The 21158-nt window shown below is 69.9% G+C and carries 18 protein-coding genes and 3 pseudogenes; 10 read left to right on the forward strand and 11 right to left on the reverse strand.

The window, feature by feature from the left end; translation table 11 throughout:
* The first annotated feature begins 552 nt into the window (after nt 1–552).
* Entirely contained in the window at nt 553–1347 is a 795-nt protein-coding gene (locus tag E1218_RS02495; RefSeq protein ID WP_132315757.1) for a GNAT family N-acetyltransferase, read from the forward strand.
* Nucleotides 1348–1349: 2 nt separating this feature from the next.
* Nucleotides 1350–1574, forward strand: a complete 225-nt coding sequence (infA, locus tag E1218_RS02500; protein WP_132315759.1) for a translation initiation factor IF-1 — start codon at nt 1350–1352, stop codon at nt 1572–1574.
* 189 nt (nt 1575–1763) lie between these two features.
* Here infA and E1218_RS38050 read toward each other — a convergent pair.
* From E1218_RS38050 to E1218_RS38060, 4 genes and pseudogenes are all read right to left on the reverse strand, one after another.
* Nucleotides 1764–1892, reverse strand: a pseudogene (locus E1218_RS38050) (hypothetical protein); the annotation flags it as partial.
* Nucleotides 1893–1917: 25 nt separating this feature from the next.
* A pseudogene (locus E1218_RS38055) lies at nt 1918–2574 on the reverse strand (DDE-type integrase/transposase/recombinase); the annotation flags it as partial.
* A 161-nt stretch (nt 2575–2735) separates the two neighbouring features.
* Nucleotides 2736–2894 (reverse strand): hypothetical protein, encoded by a 159-nt coding sequence (locus E1218_RS36945; RefSeq protein ID WP_233711951.1) that lies wholly within the window; start codon nt 2892–2894, stop codon nt 2736–2738.
* A gap of 208 nt (nt 2895–3102) precedes the next feature.
* A pseudogene (locus E1218_RS38060) lies at nt 3103–3159 on the reverse strand (hypothetical protein); the annotation flags it as partial.
* A 480-nt stretch (nt 3160–3639) separates the two neighbouring features.
* On the opposite strand from E1218_RS38060, the gene lanKC reads away from it, so the two are divergent.
* The 5 genes from lanKC to E1218_RS02535 all read left to right on the forward strand — a co-directional run bounded on the left by lanKC (nt 3640) and on the right by E1218_RS02535 (nt 11788).
* Entirely contained in the window at nt 3640–6222 is a 2583-nt protein-coding gene (lanKC, locus tag E1218_RS02515) for a class III lanthionine synthetase LanKC (RefSeq protein ID WP_132315765.1), read from the forward strand.
* A gap of 3 nt (nt 6223–6225) precedes the next feature.
* Nucleotides 6226–6366 carry a SapB/AmfS family lanthipeptide gene (locus E1218_RS02520; protein ID WP_132315767.1) on the forward strand — a complete coding sequence of 47 codons (141 nt, stop codon included), beginning with the start codon at nt 6226–6228 and terminating at the stop codon, nt 6364–6366.
* A 78-nt stretch (nt 6367–6444) separates the two neighbouring features.
* Nucleotides 6445–8448, forward strand: coding sequence for a prolyl oligopeptidase family serine peptidase (locus E1218_RS02525; protein WP_132315768.1), 2004 nt, complete (start codon nt 6445–6447; stop codon nt 8446–8448).
* Nucleotides 8445–10097 (forward strand): ABC transporter ATP-binding protein, encoded by a 1653-nt coding sequence (locus E1218_RS02530; RefSeq protein ID WP_132315770.1) that lies wholly within the window; start codon nt 8445–8447, stop codon nt 10095–10097. Before E1218_RS02525 ends, E1218_RS02530 begins: the two co-directional genes overlap by 4 nt.
* Nucleotides 10094–11788 carry an ATP-binding cassette domain-containing protein gene (locus tag E1218_RS02535; protein ID WP_132315772.1) on the forward strand — a complete coding sequence of 565 codons (1695 nt, stop codon included), beginning with the start codon at nt 10094–10096 and terminating at the stop codon, nt 11786–11788. The genes E1218_RS02530 and E1218_RS02535 overlap by 4 nt, the downstream gene beginning before the upstream one ends.
* On the opposite strand, the gene E1218_RS02540 is transcribed toward E1218_RS02535, so the two are convergent.
* The 5 genes from E1218_RS02540 to E1218_RS02560 form a co-directional block, all read right to left on the reverse strand.
* On the reverse strand, nt 11767–12369 hold the full coding sequence (locus tag E1218_RS02540) for a response regulator transcription factor (protein ID WP_132315774.1): 603 nt from the start codon (nt 12367–12369) through the stop codon (nt 11767–11769). The genes E1218_RS02535 and E1218_RS02540 overlap by 22 nt on opposite strands.
* A gap of 276 nt (nt 12370–12645) precedes the next feature.
* Nucleotides 12646–13227 (reverse strand): sigma-70 family RNA polymerase sigma factor family protein, encoded by a 582-nt coding sequence (locus E1218_RS02545; RefSeq protein ID WP_132315776.1) that lies wholly within the window; start codon nt 13225–13227, stop codon nt 12646–12648.
* A 7-nt stretch (nt 13228–13234) separates the two neighbouring features.
* Nucleotides 13235–14098 (reverse strand): RNA polymerase sigma-70 factor, encoded by an 864-nt coding sequence (locus E1218_RS02550; RefSeq protein WP_132315778.1) that lies wholly within the window; start codon nt 14096–14098, stop codon nt 13235–13237.
* Between the two features lie 5 nt (nt 14099–14103).
* Complete coding sequence (locus E1218_RS02555) at nt 14104–15807, reverse strand: ferritin-like domain-containing protein (RefSeq protein ID WP_132315780.1); 1704 nt, start codon at nt 15805–15807, stop codon at nt 14104–14106.
* A 104-nt stretch (nt 15808–15911) separates the two neighbouring features.
* A complete protein-coding gene (locus E1218_RS02560) occupies nt 15912–16343 on the reverse strand; it encodes a cupin domain-containing protein (protein ID WP_233711952.1) in 432 nt (143 codons plus the stop codon).
* Between the two features lie 123 nt (nt 16344–16466).
* On the opposite strand from E1218_RS02560, the gene E1218_RS02565 reads away from it, so the two are divergent.
* The 3 genes from E1218_RS02565 (at nt 16467) to E1218_RS02575 (ending at nt 18388) form a co-directional block, all read left to right on the forward strand.
* Entirely contained in the window at nt 16467–17177 is a 711-nt protein-coding gene (locus E1218_RS02565; RefSeq protein WP_132315782.1) for an alpha/beta fold hydrolase, read from the forward strand.
* 229 nt (nt 17178–17406) lie between these two features.
* On the forward strand, nt 17407–17610 hold the full coding sequence (thiS, locus tag E1218_RS02570) for a sulfur carrier protein ThiS (protein WP_132315784.1): 204 nt from the start codon (nt 17407–17409) through the stop codon (nt 17608–17610).
* 4 nt (nt 17611–17614) lie between these two features.
* Nucleotides 17615–18388 (forward strand): thiazole synthase, encoded by a 774-nt coding sequence (locus E1218_RS02575; RefSeq protein ID WP_132315786.1) that lies wholly within the window; start codon nt 17615–17617, stop codon nt 18386–18388.
* A 1-nt stretch (nt 18389) separates the two neighbouring features.
* On the opposite strand, the gene E1218_RS02580 is transcribed toward E1218_RS02575, so the two are convergent.
* Both E1218_RS02580 and E1218_RS02585 read right to left on the reverse strand, forming a co-directional pair.
* On the reverse strand, nt 18390–19235 hold the full coding sequence (locus E1218_RS02580) for an NmrA/HSCARG family protein (protein WP_132315788.1): 846 nt from the start codon (nt 19233–19235) through the stop codon (nt 18390–18392).
* Nucleotides 19236–19255: 20 nt separating this feature from the next.
* Nucleotides 19256–21145: a DUF6807 family protein gene (locus tag E1218_RS02585; RefSeq protein WP_132315790.1), complete on the reverse strand. Its 1890-nt coding sequence runs from the start codon at nt 21143–21145 to the stop codon at nt 19256–19258.
* Nucleotides 21146–21158 lie beyond the last annotated feature (13 nt).

Genomic DNA, 21158 nt, shown 5'->3' on the forward strand with positions numbered 1-21158 from the left:
CGCATCGGCTCTCTACCAGCGATTCTCGTAACACGGCCGCTCGCGGCGCACGCGAGATTCCCCATGAGTTTCGACGATTTTGTGCACGAGTGATGCCACGGTAGTCGGTCTCGAGGTGCGACACGTCCTAACCCATCTGATCGTCGCGCGCCGAACCGCGCTCCAGCAGTTGGTCGGCCGAGACGGTCGCGCGGACGGAGCCGACTCGACGCGGCGGTCGGCCACCGAGCCTCCTGCGCGCAAGGACTATCACTGCCGCGCCGGATCTGCCGCTGATTCGGGTCCATTGCACCGTCTGTTCGACATCACCGCGGCGTCGAGGCGCTAGTTCCGCACCTCACTGCAACAACGTTCGAGAGACTGCAAAACCATTGGCTGATGGCGTGGGTGGGCTGCTACCGTGTCGTGGTCCGTAACGTCACGCTTGGAGGTGAGAACCCATGAACGCTGTGGTGCAGTGGGTGCTCCCCCTCTCGTGGTCATGGGCGGGCGATTGACGTAGGTGTCGCCGGGAGCGCCTCGAGACGTCGGCACTCCCGAAGGGAAACACCTATGAACTCTTTGCCTTCCCGTCCGGGCCTCGGCGCCCACGCGGTGACGATTTCACGCGTCGCGGACAATCAGTGGCACGCGATCGAGAACGATCTGGTGGTCGGACGCGGTCACGCCTCGCGGCGGCTCGACGGCCGGATCTTCCTCAGCATCGACACGTGGCGCGACGAGGTCTTCGATCAGCTCGCCGCCGCGATGCTGGCCGACCAGCGGGCACCGCGGTACACGGTGGTCGACGAGACCGATCGCGACCTCGCGGCCAGTTGGGTACGCGCGGGGTTCGCGACGTGGCGTCGCGAGACGGAGTACGTCGTACGCACGGAATTCCCGACGGCGGCCGCGCCTGATGGGGTGGTGATCGCGACCGGCGATCAGGTGGCCAAGGCTCCGCTGCGTGAGCTGGACCTGGCGATTCGCGCCGAGGTCGAATCCACCGTCGGTTGGTACACGATGCCCGCGGAGGTGCTGCCTTGGCAGGGCGGAACGATGCCGATCGACCCGTCCAAGTATACGGTCGCGATGCAGGGCGATCGGTACGTCGGTTTGGTCCGAGTAGCGATGATGACCCGGCGCCCGCGTATCGGACTGATCGCAGTCCTGGCGGCCGAGCAACGGCGCGGCATCGGCCGGGCGTTGCTGAGTCAGCTACTGGCCGGGTTGCACCGCTGCGGTTACGAGGCGGCCACGACGGAGGTCGACGAGACCAACAAGGCCGCGACGGCGCTGTTCGAGGGGCTCGGCGGGCGCCGTACGGGCAGCAGTCTGGAACTCATCCATCGGCCGGGAAAGGCCTGACGATGCCCAGATCAGCAGGCGGAATCGAAGTCGAGGGCACCGTCATCGAGTGCCTCCGCAACGCCAACTTCCGGGTCGAACTCACCAACGGCCACCAGGTCCTCGCCCACATCAGCGGGAAGATCCGGAAGAACTACATCAAGATCCTCCCCGAGGACCGCGTCCTCGTAGAGCTCAGCCCCTATGACCTGGACCGAGGCCGGATCATCTTCCGCTACCGCACCTGACCGCAGGGTGACCACGCCGGTGTGGTCGACGCGGTCGGTGCCGACGCGGTGATGGGCCTCGCCAGTCCGGTCGGTGGTCGAGGTGGCCTTTGGGCGGGCGGTGTAGGCGGTGCCCGGGGTGCAGCGGTGCGGCAGGGACCGGTGCGGGCGATGCTGGTTGTACTCGGCGACGAAGGCGTCGAGCAGGACCTGAAGTTCGGCGAGCGTGACCGGCTGGACGGGCTGGGCGCGCAGCCACCGCTTCAGCGTCTGCTGGAACCGCTCCCACCTTCCCGCAGGTGGTCGGGTGGTTCGGCCGCGAGTTCTTCTGGGTGATATTCAGGCGGCGTAGCTCAGTCTCCAGGCCGTTGCGGCCGCCCTTCCCGCCCGACGATCTCGTCGTGTAGACCATCCCGTCGTCGGTCAAGGTGGAGGCCGGGATCCCGTACCGGGCAACGGTTTCGCGGAACGTCGAGACCACAATCTGCCCGGTGATCCGCCGAGGCGCGGTGACGTGCAGGGCCAGACGGGAGTGGTCGTCCAGCCAGCTGATGATATCCACCTCGCCCGCATCGGCGAGCCGGGAGTGGGTGAAGTCGGACTGCCAGCACTCGTTCGGCTGGTCGGCGGCGAACCGCAGGTACGACGATCTGGGCCGCTTCCCGGGGTCCGGGGTCACGGCGGCGTGCCGGGTCAGGATCCGGTGGATCGTGGCCCGCGACAGCTTGACCTGGTGGTGGTGTTGCAGGTGTGAGCCGATCGTGTCCGCCCCGGCGTCCAAGCCCTGCTCGGCCAGCCGTTTACGCAGCGCCAGCACCAACTCGACCGTCTCCATCGGTGTAGCCCGCGGTGAGGACTTCGGCCGCCGGCTGCGCGGCTCGAACGCCGCCTCACCCTCGGTCCGGTAACGCGCGAGTAGCTCGTACAGCCACGACCGGGCAACGCCGTACTCGGCAACCACCTCGGCAACGGACCGCTTCTCCACCGTGATCGCGGTGATCACCAACCGGGCCTTCGACATGCCCGAGCATCAACACCCCGTCCGGCATCTCCTGAGACATCAGTCCGGTATGTCCTGAGACACCCGTCCGGCATGTCTTGAGCCACAACACTGCCGGGGCACGATGTGATCTGTCAGGAGATCGGCGACAGCTGAACCCACGGTTGTGGGTTCAGCTGTTGTTATTTCGGGGTGTTGGTGCCGCGGGGTTGATAGTCGCGGTTGGGGTCGAGGGTGAGTTCGCGGAGGAGTTCACCGGTGGTGGCGTTGACCACCCGGATGTTTAGGTCCTGGGCGAGCAGGATGACGCGGGTTCCGGTGTCGGTTCGGCCGATGCCCATGTGGTGGAGTCGGCCGGCGTGTCGCAGGGTGATGCAGCCGGTCCGATCGATGTGGTCGTGCCGGATCCGGTCGTGGGTGTCGGGCCGCGGGTGCCGGCCGGGAGTGCCTGGGCAGGGTGGCGTAGATCGTGGCGATGGTCGCGCGATGCGGCAGAGACCGGTGCGGTCGGTGCTGGTTGTAGGTGGCGGCGAAGGTGTCGAGCAGGACCTGAAGCTCGGCCGGGGTGGCGGGCTGGGTGGACTGGGCGCGCAGCCAGTTCTTCATCGTCTGCTGGAAGCGCTCCACTTTCCCAAGTGGTGGGGTGGTTGGGGCGGGAGTTCTTCTGGAGGATGTGGAGGCGAAGTAACTCGGCTCCGAAGCCGTTGCGGCCGCCTTTCCCGCCGAACAGCCCGGTGTGAACACATGCCGTTGAGTTCCTAAGAGATGTCAAGCGGCTCCGGGGCGGTTGCCGTGGGTGGTGGTCGGGCCGGTTGATGGAGCACCTCGTGACTCCTTGCTTCGCCGGCCCGTCCCCGCCGCGGTGGTTGTTGTCGTACTGCCCGACGCTTGCTTCCGTCGGCCGTCGGAGGGGTGGCGGCATGAAGCGGTGGTTACGGAGCGTTAGTTGCGTTGGTGCAGAGGTGACGATCGCGTTGATTCGGAAACGCGTTTCTCATTGGTGAGTGATGACGTCATTCACTGACGGCGTGGGCGGCCCGGCGATCAGGATGTTCGCGAGGCGTTCGATGAACGGGGGCGGGCGGTATGGAGCGGTACGAGCTTTACTGTCTCGCCGACCGGCACTTCTACGAGACCCCCGCGAACCGCGGTGGTGAGGACCCCGACTTCGCGATCGGCTCCCGGCCGCTGCCCGACGGCTGGGAGCACGACCCCGGCGAGGTCTGGATGCACTACGCGCCGCGCGGCGTCGACTTGCCCCTGCAGGGCTGGAAGATCCACGTCTCGTCCTGCCTGGAGGATGCCGAGCGAACGCTCGAGGCGGTCTGGGACTACTGCGTTCCGCGCGGCGTCGCGTTCAAGTTCCTGCGCAGCACCTCCGTCGCGATCATGATGAACTCCAAGGCCGCCTTCCGCGGATCGAGCGGCAAGCTCGTCACCATCTATCCGTCGGACGAAGACCGGCTCGAGCTGGTGCTGAAGGAACTGGCGGAGATCCTCGACGGCGTCCAGGGCCCCTACATTCTCAGTGATCTCCGGTACGGCGAAGGCCCGCTCTTCGTCCGGTACGGCGCCTTCGCCGAGCAGCACTGTCTGTCGGACACCGGCGAACGGGTGCTTGCCCTCGCGAATGCCGACGGCCGGCTGGTTCCCGATGTCCGCGGCCCGGTCTTCTCGATGCCGGCCTGGGTGTCACTGCCCTCGTTCCTCGAACAGCACCTGGCCGCGCGCAACGCGGTGACGACCAACGACATGGCTTACGACATCGAGAACGTAATCCACTTCTCCAACGGCGGCGGCGTGTATCTCGGCCACCACCGGGAGACGGATGTCCGAGTCGTCCTGAAGGAGGGCCGGCCGTTCGCCGGGCTCGACGAGGCCGGCCGGGACGCGGTCGCACGGATGCAGCACGAGCGGGACATCCTGGGCCGGCTGGCGGGGCTGGACGTCGTACCAGAGGTGCACGACTACTTCGTTCTGGGCGGACACCACTTCCTGGTGCAGGAGTTCATCGATTCGAATCCACTCCAGCGCCTGCTGGTCAGGCGTTACCCGCTGACTCGGCCGGACCCGTCGCCCGAGGCACTTGGAGACTACGCGGAGTGGGCGCTCGGCATGCTGGCCAGGGTCGAGGCAGCGGTTCGGGCGCTGCACGAGCGCGGTGTGGTGTTCGGCGATCTGCACCCCGACAACATCCTCATCGACGCGAACAACCGGCTGGCGCTCATCGACTTCGAGGTGGCCACCCTCGCGGAGCAGCGAGCCCGGTCGGTTCTGGCGCATCCGGGGTACCTGGCACCTCCCGGCCGCCGGGGTGTCGACGTCGATCTGTATGCGCTTGCCTGCCTCTGCCTCGGGTTGTTCGCTCCGCAGACGACAATGCTGCTGCAGCTCCACCCGGGTAAGGTCCGGCACCTCGGCGAGCTCATCACCGACACCTTTCCGGTGCCAAAGGCAACCATCGACGCGGCCGTCCGCACCATTGCCGGGGGCAACCAGGACACGGAGCTCGACGCGATCCCACTCCCCGGCCGCGACTCCTGGCAGGACGTGCGCGCCGCGCTCACCCGGGCGATCGTCGCCAGCGCGACCCCGGAGCGCGACGACCGGTTGTTCCCGGGCGACATCGCTCAGTTCCAGCCCGGCGGCGGCGTCAGCCTCGCGTACGGCGCGGCCGGCGTGCTGTACGCCCTCCACCGCACCGGCGCCGGCCGCTTCCCGGAGTACGACGACTGGCTCCGCAGGCACGCCCTGGATCCGGTGAAGGGGATCGGTTTGTACGACGGCCTGCACGGCGTCGCGCACGTCCTGGACGAACTGGGCTACCACCAGGATGCGCTGGATGTGATGGACCGCTGTGTCGCGGATCCGCTCGAGTCCTGTGAGCTCGGACTCCACTCCGGCCTGGCCGGGATCGCGCTCAATCTGCTGCACTTCGCCGGCGAGCCAGGCTTGCAGACGGCGGCGGCCCGGGTCATCGACGTGGTGGCCGACCGGCTCGGTGGCCCGGACGACGTCCCCGAGATCAGCGGTGAAGGGCATCCGCGGGCGGGCTTGATGTTCGGCTCGTCCGGGGCCGCGCTGCTCTTCCTGACCGCCTACGAGCAATTCGGAGACACCGGCTTGCTGGACCTCGCGGCGACCGCACTCCAGCAGGACCTGCGCCGCTGCGTCAGCGACCCGTCCGGGACCTTGCAGGTCAATCAGGGCTGGCGGACGTTGCCCTACCTCGAGGAAGGTTCGGCCGGCGTCGCGCTCGTGCTGGACCGCTATCTGCGACACCGCCCGGACGACGAACTCGCCGAGGCGCTGGCCGGACTCCGACGGGTCAACCACTCCCGGTACTTCGTTCAGCCCGGACTCTTCATGGGCCGGGCCGGCCTGATCGCCTCGGCCGCGATGCAGGCGGGTACGCCGGGACACCCCGACCCGGTCGTCTCCGCCCTGATTCGCGGACTGGACTGGCACGCCCTGCCGTACCGGGGCGGCCTCGCGTTCCCGGGCAATCAGCTGCTTCGCCTGTCGATGGACCTGGCGACCGGTACGGCCGGCGTACTGCTGGCCTTGGGCACGGCGCTGCACGACCAGTCCGTTGCCCTCCCCTTTCTCGGACCCCCGACCGCGGCGGGTCGTCCGACCATCCCTACCAGTGAACGGAAGGAGGTGTAAAACATGGCGCTTCTCGACCTTCAGGGGCTCGAGGCCCCCGGCGGGGGTCACGGCGGCGGCCACCACGGTGGCGGCAGCGGGCTGACGCTGCTCACGTGCGGTTCGCAGTCCCCCAGCAACCTCAGCGTGGCTCTTTGTCACTGACACGCAGGCAGGTTCCACGATCCTGGGCGGGATGAAGTCGTCCCGCCCAGGATCCCATCGCCGGGAAGGAGGGCCTGGGTGCAGGGGCTCGACATCAGATATCCCGAGGCCGTCCGGACGCCCGTCGTCGACCAGCTTCACGGGCACACGGTCGCCGATCCCTATCGCTGGCTGGAAGACGCGGCTGATCCGCGGACCGTCGCCTGGCAGGCGGCGCAGAACCAGCTGTGGCTTCGGCATGCCGCCGAACTGCCGCGGCGCTCGCGGTTCCGGAGCCGGGTCACGGAGTTCAGCCGCGCCGGAATCGAGACTCCGCCGCTGTGGCGTGGCGGACGCCGGTTCTTCCTGCGCCGATCCGCTCCCCAGGATCACCCGGTGCTGTACGTCGCCGAGCCGGAACAGGCCCTGATCGACCCGGTGCTTCTCGATCCGACCGGCGGGACGACGCTGGACGCATGGCAGCCGTCTCCGGACGGCCGGCTGCTGGCCTTCCAGCTCTCACGCGGCGGCACCGAGGAGTCCAGTCTCTACGTGATGGACACCGAGACCGGCCAGGTGATGGACGGCCCGCTCGACGGCTGCCGGTATTCCCCCGTGGCCTGGCTACCCGGCGGACAGGCCTTCTACTTCGTCCGCGACCGTCAGGTCCGACTGCACCGACTAGGCCAGGCCGACGAAGTACCGGTGATGACCGACGAGGCGTCGTACGGGCTGGAGCTGAGCGCCGACGGCCGATGGCTGACGATCTCCGCCGCACATGGTCCGAGCAACGATCTCTGGCTCGCCGACCTGTCCGACCCGGAGAATCCCGAGCTGACCGTCGCACAACGCGGTGTGGACGCGCGCAGCGGTTTGATCGTCGGCCGGGACGGGCGCCTGTACGCCGTCACCACGCTGGGAGCGCCCGCGGGCAGGATCTGTGTCGGCGATCCGAACCGGCCCGCACCCGAGGAGTGGCGGGAGCTGGTGCCCGAGGATCCAGGAGCACCACTCAGCGAGTTGGCCGTCCTCGACGGACCTGCGCTGTCCCGGCCGCTGCTCGTGGTCGCCCGGACCCGGCACGCGCTCGGCGAGCTCGCGCTCCACGACCTCCGGACCGGCAAGCGGGTCGGCGACGTGCCGCTGCCCGGGCCCGGCTCGGTCGGCTCGCTGACCACTCGCCCCGACGGTGGTCACGAGGTCTGGTTCAGCTTCACCGGTAGCGTGACTCCGGCGACGGTGCATCGGTACGACGCGCTGACCGGCGAGACCACCGTGTGGGCCGATCCTCCCGGCGCTGTCGATCTACCCGAGGTCACGTCGCGGCAGGTGGTGTACCGCTCTGCCGACGGTACGCCGGTCCGGATGCTCGTCATCGCACCACCCGGCCCGCGCGGACCGCGACCGACGATCCTCTACGGTTACGGCGGCTTCGGCCAGCCGCTCACCCCGACGTACTCCTCCTTCACCCTCGCCTGGGTCGAGGCCGGCGGGGTCTTCGTCACCAGCAACCTGCGCGGCGGCGGCGAGGAAGGTGAGCGGTGGCACCGGGCCGGACGACTGCGTAACAAGCAGAACACCTTCGACGACTTCATCGCTGCGGCCGAGACACTCATCGCCGACGGCTGGACGACGCCGGATCAGCTCGGTATCTGCGGTGAGTCGAACGGTGGCCTGCTGGTGGGTGCCGCCGTGACCCAGCGGCCGGAGTTGTTCGCCGCGGCCGTCTGCTCGGCACCGGTGCTGGACATGCTTCGCTACCAGTACTCCGGCCTCGGCGCATCGTGGATCCCGGAGTACGGCTCCAGCGCCGATCCGGACCAACTCGAGTACCTGCTGGCCTATTCGCCGTACCACCGGGTGTGCGAGGGCATCGACTATCCCGCGGTCCTGTTCACCGTCTTCGGCGGTGACACCCGGGTCGACCCGCTGCACGCGCGCAAGATGTGCGCCGCACTCCAGCACGCGACGACCGGATCACAGCCGATCCTGTTCCGGCGGGAGGAGAACACCGGGCACAGCACGTCCGCGGTGAGTCGTGGCGTCGAGCTCACGGCCGACATGCTCGCCTTTCTCGCCGCTCACACCGGGTTGTCGACGTGACGACGTTCGGCGCTGTGGTCCGGCACGGCCGCGGCTGGCTTCCGCTCATCGGGCTGGCTGCCCTGCTCGACAGCGCCGTCACACTCGCGCTGCCGACCGTGCTCGGCCGGTCCGTGGATGCCATTGCCTCGGGCAATGACTCCGAACGCTGGCTGGGACTGGCGGCCGGGCTCATCCTGCTCGGCGTGGTCTGCGCCCTGGTCGACGTTCTCGCCAGTACGACGTGCGTCGCGGGAACCACCGCGTGGCTCCGGCACCGGCTGGTCCGGCGCGTTCTCGAAGGCGGGCCGGAAGGGGTACGCCGGTTCGACACAGGCGACCTCGTCAGCCGGGTGTCGGGCAGCGCGAGCGACGCGGCCCAGGCCGGACCGGCAACCGTGACCGCCGTCGCGGCAGTCATTCCCCCGGTCGGAAGCCTCGTCCTGCTGGCGTTGATCGATCCCTGGCTGGCGGCCGCGTTCCTCGCCGGCGTCCTGCTGGTGATCGCGGTGCTGTGGGTGTTCGCCCGCCGAACCACTGAGATCAGCCTCGCCTACCAGGAAACACAGGGGCGGATCGCGGCGCTGCTGACCGAGGCTCTTGCCGGGATCCGTACCATCGCGGCCGCCGGGACTGCCGGCCAGGAGGAACGCCGGGTGCTGGGGCTGCTGCCGGAACTGCACCGGCAGGGCCTGTTGACCTGGCACGTCCTGGCCCGCTCCGGCGCCCAGGCGGCGATCGTCGGGCCGCTGGTCCTGGTCGCAGTACTGGCCATCGGCGGCCTGCAGCTCGTCGACGGCCGGATCACCGCCGGCGAGCTGTTCGCTGCCGCGCAGTACGCCGTGATCGGCGCGGGTCTCGGCAGTCTGACCGGCCTCCTGGGCGAGCTCGCCCGGGCCCGGGCCGGCATCCGGCGCAGCGCCGAGGTGCTGGCTGTCAATCCAGTTGCCTATGGCATTCTTTCGCTTCCGCCAGGACCAGGGCGCCTGGTGTACGACGACGTCAGCGTCGTCGTGGACGGTGTGCCGCTGCTCGATCACGTCGACCTGAACCTTCCCGGTGGAGCGACCGTCGCCGTGGTCGGACCCAGCGGCGCGGGCAAGTCGGTGCTGGCAGCTCTGGCAGGGCGGCTGCGTGATCCGGACTCGGGTCTGGTGCTGCTCGACGGCGTACCGCTGCAGGCGGTGCGGCGGTCCGTACTGCGCCGGGCGGTCGGCTGTGCCTTCGAGCGCCCCGTGCTGGTCGGTAGGACGGTGTCCGAGTCCATCTCGGGCGGGCGGATCGCACCGGTCGAAGTACTCGCGGCCGCCCGGGCCACCCACGCGCACGACTATGCCAGCCGGTTGCCGCAGGGCTACCACACGCCGTTGCCCGAGGCGCCGATGTCCGGCGGGGAGGCACAGCGGCTCGGGCTGGCGCGCGCCTGGCACACCGGTCGGCTGCTGGTGCTGGACGACGCCACCTCGAGTCTCGACACCGCCACCGAGCGGCAGATCAGCCGGACACTGACCGAGGACCGCCACCGCCGTACCCGGCTGATCGTCACCCATCGCGCGTCCACGGCCGCTCGCGCGGATCTGGTGGTCTGGCTCGACCGCGGCCGGGTTCGCGCGGTCGGACCCCATCAGCGGTTGTGGCAGGACCCGTCGTACCGGGAGATCTTCGGATGAGGCGCGAACTCGGGTTCGGGGTGGCCGCCCTGCGGCGGCGGCCGGCGCTGGAGTTCGCCGCCTGGTCCCTCCCGGAGATCCTGCCGACCGCGGTCTACGGGATCGCGGTCGCCCACGCGACGGACGCGTTCCTCGCCGGCCGGGGGGCGACGGGACTTGCCTGGCTGGGTGGCCTGGTGGCGGCTGCGTGTCTCGGAGCCGTCGGCGCCCGGCAGGCGTACCGGCGGCTCGGTGACCTGGTCGAGCCGTTCCGGGACGAACTGGTCCGCCGGGTGGTGAGCGGTGCGCTGCGCAACGCCGGCCGGATCGACGGAGCGGTGTCGCGGCTGAACCGGCAGGTCGAGATCGTCCGGGACACGTTCGCCGGACTGATCGTGGTGACCCGGACGTTCACCATCACCGTGGTCGGTGTCGTGACCGGTCTGCTGTCGCTCGACCCCTTGATCGCGGCACTCGTCGTTCCGCCGTTCCTGCTCGGCTTCGCCGCGTCGCTGGCCATCCTCGGCCTGGCGGCCGACCGGATGAAGGCCTCCTTGTCCGCCGACGAGCAACTGGCGACGTCGGCGGGTACGGCGTTCGCTGCGGTTCGGGACGTCACCGCGACCGGTGCCGAGGACTTCACCGCGAACCTGGTCGGTGAACCGGTCGAGGCGCACGCGGCGGCCGAGCGAGCGCTGGCCAGGGTCGCCGCGCTCCGGACTCTCTGCTTCGCCGTCGGCGGATGGCTGCCCCTGCTGATCCTGCTCGCGGCGGGTCCATGGCTGGTCGGACGCGGCGTGAGCACCGGCACCCTGCTCGGCGGGTTGACCTACGTATTGCTGGGCCTGCAGCCGGCGCTGAGCACTGTCATGTCCGCACTCGGGGACGGCGGACTCCGGTACGTCGTCACCCTCGGTCGCATCCTGGACACCGGAGCTCCGGCCGAGCGGCCCGCGTCGATCTGCCTGCCTCGCGGCCACCAGGTGAGGCTGCACAAGGTCTCCTTCGCGTACGGCCCCCAGGCGGAGCCGGTGCTGCGGTCGCTGGATCTCGTCGTACCGGAAGGTGACCACCTCACCGTCGTCGGTCCGAGCGGCATCGGGAAGTCGACTCTCGCCGCACTCGTCTGCGGGATGTTCCCGCCGACCGAGGGAAGGCTGCTCGTCGGTCGCGTTTCACCGCATGAACTGTCCCCCGAGCAGCTGGCGCGGACGCGTGTACTGATCCCCCAGGAGGCGTATGTCTTCTCGGGCACGGTCCTCGACAACCTCTCCTACCTCGCTCCGGAGGCTCCGGTCGCTCACGTGAATCGGGCGATCGAGGCTGTCGGGGCCGAAGCGCTGGTCGCGCGGCTCGGGGGGCCGAAGGCGTCGATCCGGCCCGGCCAGCTCTCGGCCGGTGAGCGGCAGCTGATCGCCCTGGTCCGGTCCTATCTGTCGCCGGCACCGCTGGCCGTGCTCGACGAGGCCACCTGTCACCTGGATCCCGAGGCCGAGCGGCGCGCCGAGGAAGCATTCTCGGCCCGGCCCGGAACACTGATCGTCGTCGCGCACCGGATCAGCTCGGCGTTGAGAGCACGCCGGATCCTGGTCCTGGACGGGAACGAGGCCATGGTCGGGCGGCACACGACCTTGGTGCGCGAGTCACCGCTGTACCGGGACCTCCTCGGTCACTGGCAACCGCGACCCGATCAGATCCAGCCTGCCTCCTGAGCCTTCCGGACCGCCTCGATCCGGCTGCGCGCCTCGGTCTTCGTCAGGATGTGCGACAGGTAGTTCCGGACCGTTCCCGCGGTCAGGTTGAGCCGTCGCGCGATCTCCTGGGCGGTCGCGCCCGTCGTCACCAGCCGCAGCACCTCGCACTCCCGCTCGGTGAGCGGATTCTTGACCGCTCGCAGGGCAGCCACGGCAACCCCCGCATCGATCACTGCCGCGCCCTGCGCCAGCTGCCTGACAGCCTCCGCCAGATCGGCGGGCGACGCGTCGGTGGCGATGAACCCGACCCGCGGTGCCAGCCGGACAAGCGCGAGACTGGCCCCGTTGAGCAGGTTGCGGTCGATCAGGATCAGGATGCCGGGCTCGCGCAACTGACTGCACAACTCCTCGATCCTGATCTTTCCGTCCAGCATCGGATCGAGCACGACCACATGCGGCCGCGTCCTGTCCACCGCGGGCAGGACGTCGTCGGCCGTCTCGACCTCCGCCAGCACCTTCAGATCAGCTTCTTGTGACAGCACCGCGGCAAGCGCCCCTCGTACCAACGCGCCGTGATGCCCGAGCACGACTCGGATCACGCCCCTGCCCCCCAGGTATCGCGACACCTCTTCGGAGACTCCCCAGTCACGAAAAGTACCAGGAACCCCCTCCCGGTGACGCTTAGTGTGGATCGTCCAGGTGGGTTTGTCACGCCCTCACTTTCCTCGACATCGGATATCCGGGCCGAAGGAGCGGTGCGCCACCTCCGGATCGTCCTCCGGAGATCGGGGGGGCCGTCGCCCGAGACGGGGCGGGACACCCCCGGGCGGGCGGTCAGCGCAGCGCTCGGGCTCGGGCCGGTGGACCGCTGCCGGCTACGCGACGACCACCCGGTGCCATGGAGTCAGCTTCGACGGATTGAGGACGATGTAGATCGTCTCGATCTCGGTCGGGGTCGTGGTCAGGGTGATGACGGCGACGGCTCTGGCGGCCTGACGGAGGATCAGGCCGGGGTGCCCGTTGACCGGTTCGGTGCTCAGGTGGGTGCCGGGGTGGCGGGTCAGCAGGGTCGCGGCGTGAGTGGCTACCTGGTCGGCGCCCTGCATCGGGTGCGGCGTGGTTCTCAGATGGCCACCGGTGTCGGTGATCAGGGTGACGTCGCCGGCCAGAGTCGCGCGCAACCCGGGTACGTCGCCAAGAGTGCAGGCCAGCGCGAAGCGGTGGACCAACGGGTTCACCGGTTCGAGGCCGACGAGCTCGATCGTGCTGGCCAGCTGCGTCAGCCAGGAGCGTGGTTCGACCTCGTCTCGTTCGGCCGGCGCGAGGGCATACCAGCGGCGGTACGTCTCCTGGACCACCCGCTCGGCGGTGGCCGGTGACCCGAACCTCCACTGGGCGATCTCGAGGAGGTGCTCGCGTTCCTCGAGGAGCTCGGCCAGCGATGCGGTGACTTCCATGGTGTTCTCAGTTCTCGAAGGCGGCGAGCTTGGCCGGGTTCAGCTGCCAGAGCACTTGCTCGATGCCGGCGGCCGACGCGTTCACGGTGAGCAGCGCGAAGGCGACGCCGTCGCGGCGCAGGACCGCGACCGCCTGGCCGTTCGCCGTTCCCAGCTCGACGTCGGCACCTTCCCAGAAGCGGTCGGCGAACGCCTTGTGGTACTTCGCCACCCGCTCCATCCCCACCACCGGGAACCGGGACGCGCGGACGGCGCCACCCCCGTCGGAGTAGCTGATCGCGTCCTCGGCCAGCAACTGCTCGAGCGCCTCCAGGTCGCCGGACCGGGCCGCGGTGACGAACGCGCTCAACAGCTCCCGCCGCTCCTGGCCGGTGACCGGGTTGTGGCGTTCGGCAACGATTCGCTTGCGCGCCCGGCTGACCAGCTGCCGGGTCGCGGTCTCGGAGGACCCGATGATCTCGGCGATCTGGCCGTACGGGTAGTCGAACGCCTCCCGCAGGATGTACGCCGCCCGCTCGGTGGGCGACAGCCGTTCCAGGATCAGCAGTACGGCGAACTCCAGCGCCTCGTTGCGTTCGGCGCCGAGCGTCGGATCGGCGCTGGTGTCGACCGGCTCCGGCAGCCACGGCCCGATGTACGTCTCCCGCCGTACCCGGGCGGACTGCATGGTGTTGATCGCCAGCCGGGTGATCGCCGTCGCCAGGTAGGCCGCCGGGTTCGACACCGCGGCCCGGTCGGCGGTCTGCCACTTCAGCCAGACGTCCTGCACCAGGTCCTCGGCCTCGGAAGCACTGCCGAGCATCCGGTACGCGATGCCGAACAGCCGTGGCCGCACCTCGGCGAAAACGGCCGCCGCCTGCTCCAACTCCATCGAGGTCATTCTTCGCGGAACTTGATCTCGCGGTGCGTGCCGTCGCACAGCGGCTTGTTCGACGAGTGACCGCATCGGCACAGCGTCACCCGGTTACGGGTCTCCTGCACCTGTCCGTCGGGCCGGTGCACCGGCAGCCCACCGGTGACCCACAGGGCACTCGCCTGCCCGTCCTCCTCCTCGAGAACCGAGATCGCTCGCGGCAGATCCGGCTCGATCGTCTCCCCGCCACGGCTGAGCGCGTAGCTGTACGACCCCGAGGGGCAGTGATCGATCCGTCCCATGACGTCGGAGCGTACGTCGCTGTCCCCGGTGTCGGCGAGCATCTTGGCGATCGGCCGGGTCCGCCCGATGCAGAACGCCGCGTGGATGCACAGCTCGCCGACGCGTTGCGCCGAGATTCCGGTCCCCTCGTGCACGTGCTGCATCTCCCGGTACGGCGGCATCGGCGCGGACTCCTTGCCGTCGAAGCCGACGACCGCATGGGTCCCGTCGCAGAACGGCTTCGAGCCGGACCGGCCGCACCGGCACAGCGCGTACGTCTCCTCGGTCTCGAGCTGCGGCCCGGTTCGCCAGGTGAGCGAGTCGTTCTCCGCGGACACGACCTTGTACTTGCGACGCAGCGGCACCCGGCCGTAGACGATGTACGGGCCGCTCGGCAGGACGGCGACGCGCTGGCCCGAGCCGACCGCCCATTGCCGGGCCGTCGGCGCGACGTAGTCGAAGGTCGGACCAGCCGTGAAGCCCTCCCCGTCGGCCATCTGCATCAGCTCCGAAACCTGGGCCTTGAGCGCGTACATGGTCCCGGTGGCCGCGGACAACATCCGCGGGCTGCCGTTGAACGCCTGCTCGAGCAGATGCAGCACAGCGCAGTACGTGTGGTTGAACTCCTCCTGCGCGACGCGGATCGGGTGGCCCTCCGGGTGGTCGGTCAGCCGCGGGTTCGGCCGCATCGGCCGTACGCCGTTCGGGTCGAAGCCGATAGCCTCGCCGGTCGGACCGGACTCGGGGGTGTCACCGCGCCGGTACCGGCGACCGAGCTTGAGCTCCTGGAACCGGTAGTAGTGCGCGACCTCGTCACGGTCCGGGTGGAACATGTCCGCATCCCCGTCCCACACCTCGCCGCGCGCCGTACCCTCACCCTGTTCGACGATCTCCTCGAGGGCCTCGAGCGCGGAGGCGAGGCTGTCGACCACGATCAGCCGCCCGCCGCTGTGCCGGAAGTGGGCGTTGCTCACCTGCCGGAAAGGGTCGCCGCTGAAGACCGCCTCCTCGCCCAACGACGAGCACAGCGACCGCAGCCCGTGCTCGACGGCGTCGTAGAACTGCCCGATCGTGTCGTAGTTGTCGTCCTCCGGCGGCGCGCCCGGGAGAGCGGGGCGTTCGATCGCGAGGAACAGCTCCAGCGTCTCCGGACCGAACGGCGCCAGCGACAGTTCGATCCCGCCGTGCGGCATCCGGCGCGGGTGCGGCGGCAGCATCTCCGGGGTGTCGAGGCGCGGGCGGCCGCCGACGGCGTTCAGGAGGTTCGCCGCGAGCGCGAGGTGCAGCATCTCCTCGGAGAAGACGCTGCTGACGACCTGGACGGCCTCCGGGTTCCGCTCCGGGTCGAGCGAGTAGAGCGCGCACGAGTACGGCGGCAGCGTCGCGTGCTCCAGTTCGAGCGCCCACTGCAGATGTTCACGGAGGCTCTCCAGCGTCCACGTCATGCTTGTCTCCCCGATCCGGTCGCAGGTACCAGTTGCATCGACAGCTGTTCGTCGCCGGACTCGGCCGCCATCGCCGCAGCGGTCATCACGGTTCCAGCGGGCGATCAGGAGCGCGGCGCGCGGCGATCCTTGCGCTGGGCAAGTTCCTCCTCGGGCACCAGGGTGAACATCTCCTGGTCCGGTGCGCAGAGCATCGTCACCGTGAAGCGCAGGGGGACGTCGTCGCGGTTGTTGCCGTCCTGGTAGTGGATGACGTCACCTCCGGGCTCCCAGAACACGTCGCCCGCCGTGAACACCCGCTCCGGCTCGCCTTCGAGCTCGAACCGCATCTCCCCTTCCAGCACGTAGCCGAAGGCCGGTCCGGAGTGCCGGTGCGGTGGCGCGCCGGGATCGCCCGGCGGGTACTCGATCACCACCGTCATCGCGTGCGCACCCTCCGGGACGAACGGGGGCGTCACCTCCTGCAGCACCGTGAGTGCTGTCTGCCAAGCCGTCGACCTGGTCTCCATGGCGAACCCTTCCGTCGTCGCTGCCATCCACTCGCCAGCTAAGACAGCGCAGTACCCCGCCCTGTGACAGCCGCGACACCGCCATCCGGTCACAAACGCGCAAGCTGCCAGGTCTGAGTAGGCGACATCCGTTTCCCGAAGGAGTTCCGCATGAACGACCGAAGTCCTGTCGTCGTCCTCGTCCACGGCGCGTTCGCCGACGCCAGCAGCTGGAACGGCGTGGCCGAGCGACTGCTGGAGCGATCGATCGACGTGGTCGCCGTCGCCAACCCGCTGCGCGGCCTGAGCACCGACGCGTCCTACGTTCGCGACGTCGTCGCCGGAATCGGCCGCCCCGTCCTGCTGGTCGGTCACTCGTACGGCGGCATGGTCATCACCCAGGCCGGGGCCGACAACGAGAACGTGGTCGGCCTGGTCTACGTCGACGCCTTCGCCCCGGACCACGGCGAGAACGCGTTCCAGCTCTCGCTCCAGTTCCCCGGCAGCACGCTCGGTGACGCGCTGAACGCCTACCCGGTCGCGGGCGGCAACGAGTTCGCCATCCGGACGGACGACTTCCAGCAGCAGTTCTGCGCCGACGTCCCGGCCGCCGAGGCCGCCCTGATGGCCGTGACCCAGCGTCCGGTCACCGAGGCCGCGCTGACCGAGGGCCTGCCGGCCCAGACCCCGGCCTGGAAGTCGCTGCCGTCCTGGTTCGTCTACAGCGACGGCGACCGCAACATCCCGGTCGAGCTGCACCGGTGGCTCGCCGAGCGGGCCGGCGCGAAGGGCCGCAAGGAGATCGCGGGCGCGTCCCACGCCCTCAGCGTCTCCGAGCCGGCCGCGGTCACCGCGACCATCCTCGAGGCGCTCGGCAGCTAGTGCGGGGGACTCGAACCCACCGAACCCCTGCCGGACCCCTCGGCAAGCGCCCCGGCAGGGGTTCGGTGACCTCTGTCCGTGGACACCGCGGTCGCGGTGGTTGATCGCATCGGTTAAGGTCGAAAATGAGCCGCGGGAGCTCACGGCAAGTGGGCTGAGAGGGCGACTGACGAGAGCGTCGCCGACCGCTGAACCTGACTCGGGTAATTCCGGCGTAGGGAGGAAGCGCATGTACGACGTGTGGGTCAACGGCACCGCGACGACCGTGCCGCCGAACCGGTCGGTCGCCGACCTGGTGCGGGAGTACTCCGACCGCGAGACCGGGATCGCGGTCGCGGTCAACCAGACCGTGCTCACCCGGGCCGAGTGGGCCGGCACCGTGCTCACGGACGGCGACCGGGTGGAGATCGTCAGTGCGGTGCAGGGAGGCTGACGACATGGACGATCCACTGGAGCTCGGCGGCCGGACGTACTCGTCCCGCCTCATCATGGGGACCGGCGGGGCCGCGAACCTCGAGGTGATGGACGAGGCGTTGGTTGCCTCAGGCACCCAATTGACCACGGTCGCGATGCGCCGGCTGGGCACCGGCCACGAGGGCTCGATCCTCGACGTGCTGAAGAAGCACGGCATCGACGTCCTGCCGAACACAGCCGGCTGTCACACCGCCGCCGAGGCCGTGCTGACCGCGAAGCTGGCCCGGGAGGCGCTGGAGACCGACCTGATCAAGGTCGAGGTGGTCGCCGACGACCACCTGCTGATGCCGGATCCGATCGAGTTGCTGGACGCCGTGGACGCGCTGGTCGCGGACGGTTTCACCGTGTTGCCGTACACGAACGACGACCCGATCCTGGCGCGCCGGCTGGAGCAGGCCGGGTGCGCCGCGGTGATGCCGCTGGCGGCCCCGATCGGGTCCGCGCTCGGCATCCGCAACCCGCACAACCTGGCCCTGATCGCCGAGGCCGCGAACGTCCCGGTGATCGTCGACGCCGGCATCGGTACGGCGAGCGACGCCGCGCTGGCCATGGAGCTCGGCTGCGCCGCCGTCATGCTCGCGACACCGGTGACCCGGGCCGAGAAGCCCGCGCTGATGGCCGCCGCCATGCGCGATGCGGTCACCGCCGGCCGGGCCGCCCGGTTGGCCGGCCGGGTCCCCCGGCGCTACCACTCGGCGCTGGCGTCCTCCCCGGTCACCGGCCTGCCGTCGTTCTGACTCACGCGAGGAACTCCTCGACCGTGGTGACGCGACCGAGGATCTTCGCCGTGGCCGTCGGATCGGCCGAGACCGGGTTCGTCGCCAGCCAGCGCCACATGGTGGTCAGGTCCTTGCCGACGAAGCGCTCGAAAAGCCGGACCGGCATCGGGAAACCGCGCGGCGACCGGCCTTTCACCGCGCTCCAGGCTCGGCGCAACTCGTCGATCGAGCGGTACTCCGCCGCCAGCGGGAGCTCCGCACCGACGTACCCGGCGGGTTCGGCGAAGACCCGGGCCGCGATCGCGCCGAGGTCGTCGGCGGCCACCCACGGGATCAGCGTGTGCTCACCGGCCAGCTTCGGCATCAGGTGCCAGGTCGACACAGGTGGGTAGAAGTCCTTGTCGGTCATCAGTTCCATGAACGCCATCGGCCGGAGCACGGTCAACGGAACGTCCTGCGAGCGCAGATAGTCGGCGACGAGCAGTTTCGCCTCCCACGAGTCGACGCCGGTGCCGCGCAGACCCGGTCCCGCCGAGCCGTAGACGACGTGCTGCACACCGGTGGCTCTGGCTGCGTCCGCGACGTTCTTGCCCTGCCTGACCTCACCTTCGTGCCCGGCGATCATTGGGTTCTGCACGCTGTAGACGCCGTACGCGCCTGCGAAGACCTCGAGCAGCGAGTCGGGGTCGGCCATGTCGCACTGCGCAACCTCGGCGCCGGCGGTCCGGAGAGCGTCGCTGGCTGCTGAGGTCGGCGTCCGCGTCAGGGCGCGGACACGCCGACCGTCGGCGAGCAGGTGCCGGGCGACCGCGCCGCCCTGACGTCCTGTGGCCCCCAGCACCGCGATGACCCCGCTGTGTTCCATTCCGCGCTCCTTACGGCAGGCTAGGGCCGCCGGAGTCTCGCGGCCAGATCTGAGGCCTCGGTGGGGTTGATCGAACGGTCCAGGAGCAGAGCGGTGAGGGACAGCGACAGGGTCTGATCGGGTTGGAGAGCCAGGGCGCTCTTCCAGGCCAGGGCCGGGCCGGCGCCCACGTACTCGGCGGCGCGAAGGAACCACGGCCGGACGATGTTGCGTTGGACCAGGAGCAGCGTGGTGACAGCGCCGGCGTGCTGCTGGACGAAGGCGAGCCACGGGCTGAGCGAACCGTAGGCGGCGTCGGCGCCCTCGCCCCGCTCGCTCAGTACGACGGTGGCCTCAGCGCACCGGAGTCGCCAGAAGAGGCCGCCGTACCCGGCGCCGGGGCGGCCCACAGTGGCCGGGCTGTCGATGCGGATCGGGCCGTAGCGGGCGGTGAGCACGCTGTCCCAGTCGAGCCGCCAGCCACCCTCGGCCAGCGAGCCGCTGAGGCGCCGGCGTTCGAGCACTTGCGGCCGGCCCTGCTCGTCGTACCAGGTGATGTCGTCGGTGAGTGAGTTGCCTGGCTCGCCGTCGACGGTGACGCTGCGACTGCGTTGCTGGCCGTGGTTCGTCAGGAGCGTCGGACCGCGGCCCGGGAGGAACGTCCGGCCGCCCCAGTGCGACGTTCCGTTGACTGCGGCGACGGCGAGCGAGGCTCCGTAGTGGTGCCGGTGGTCGACCGGGCTCACCTCGGTGAGCGGGTGTCCGCCCAGTGTGCGCACGGGATGCAGGTACGGCCGCGGTGAGTGCACCTGCGGCATCCGGCGCCCGAACTCGTAGTGCGCGAGCAGCCCGGCCTCCGACCGCAGTACGAACGTCTCCCCCTGCTGCTGCCAGCGGATCGGCCCCACCGGCGCATCGCCCCGGGTCGCCTGCGGAACGGGCCCGGTGCTGGCCCGCAAGGCCAGTCTCAGGTCCGGTACCTCGCCCACGTCGCTCGCTGACCCGGCGATCTGCGAGTGCAGCAGCCGCCAGGCCAGCTCGCCCAGCCCCTGCTGCGGCACCCGTACCGTCGTCAGCGACGGTACGGCGAACCGCGACAACCCGATGTCGTCCATCCCCGCGACCGACAGGTCGGCCGGTACGGCGACGCCGACCTCGTTCAGCCGGGCCAGCAGACCGAACGCGACCAGGTCGTTGAACGCGACCACCGCCGTGGCGTCCGACTCGAGCACGCGCTCGACCGCGGCGTACCCGTCCTCGATCGACGAACCGCACTCCAGCCGGACGATCTCCAGCCCGGGGATCTCCCGCTCGGCGGTCGCCAGCGAGCAGAGGCGGTCCGTGTTCGACGCGCTGCCCGGCGGGCCGGCCAGGTAGGCGAACCGGCGATGGCCGAGTCCGACCAGGTGATCGACCACGATCCGGATCGCGCGGCCGAAGTCGACAGCGACCGACGCGACGTCCGGCGGCCCCGGGCGGTTGACCAGGATGACCGGCTCCACCTCCGGCAGCAGGTCGAGCAGGCGGTCCTCGGCCAGCCGGGGCGAGACCATGATGAGCGCGTCGCACCGGCGCCGGGCCTCCACCGCGATGTCCGCCTCGGCCAGCGGGTCCTCGTCGGTCTCGGCGACCAGGACCTGGTAGCCGGCCGCGGCCGAGGCGTTCGTGATCCCGCGCATGATCTGCTGGAACAACGGGTTGCCGAGGTCCGGGACCACCAGCGCGACCATGTTCGTCCGGCCGAGGGACAGGTTGCGGGCCAGGTCGCTCGGCCGGTAGTTCAGCCGGTCGGCGGCGGCCCGGACCCGTTCGGCGATCTCGGGCGCGACCGTGGCGGCGCCGTTCATCACCCGCGACACGGTCGCCCGCGACACGTCCGCCGCCCGCGCGACATCGGCGATCGTGATCGAGCCCTTCGGTGACCTGCCCATCGAACTCCCATCG

Source organism: Kribbella turkmenica (assembly GCF_004348725.1).
Taxonomy (GTDB): Bacteria; Actinomycetota; Actinomycetes; order Propionibacteriales; family Kribbellaceae; genus Kribbella; species Kribbella turkmenica.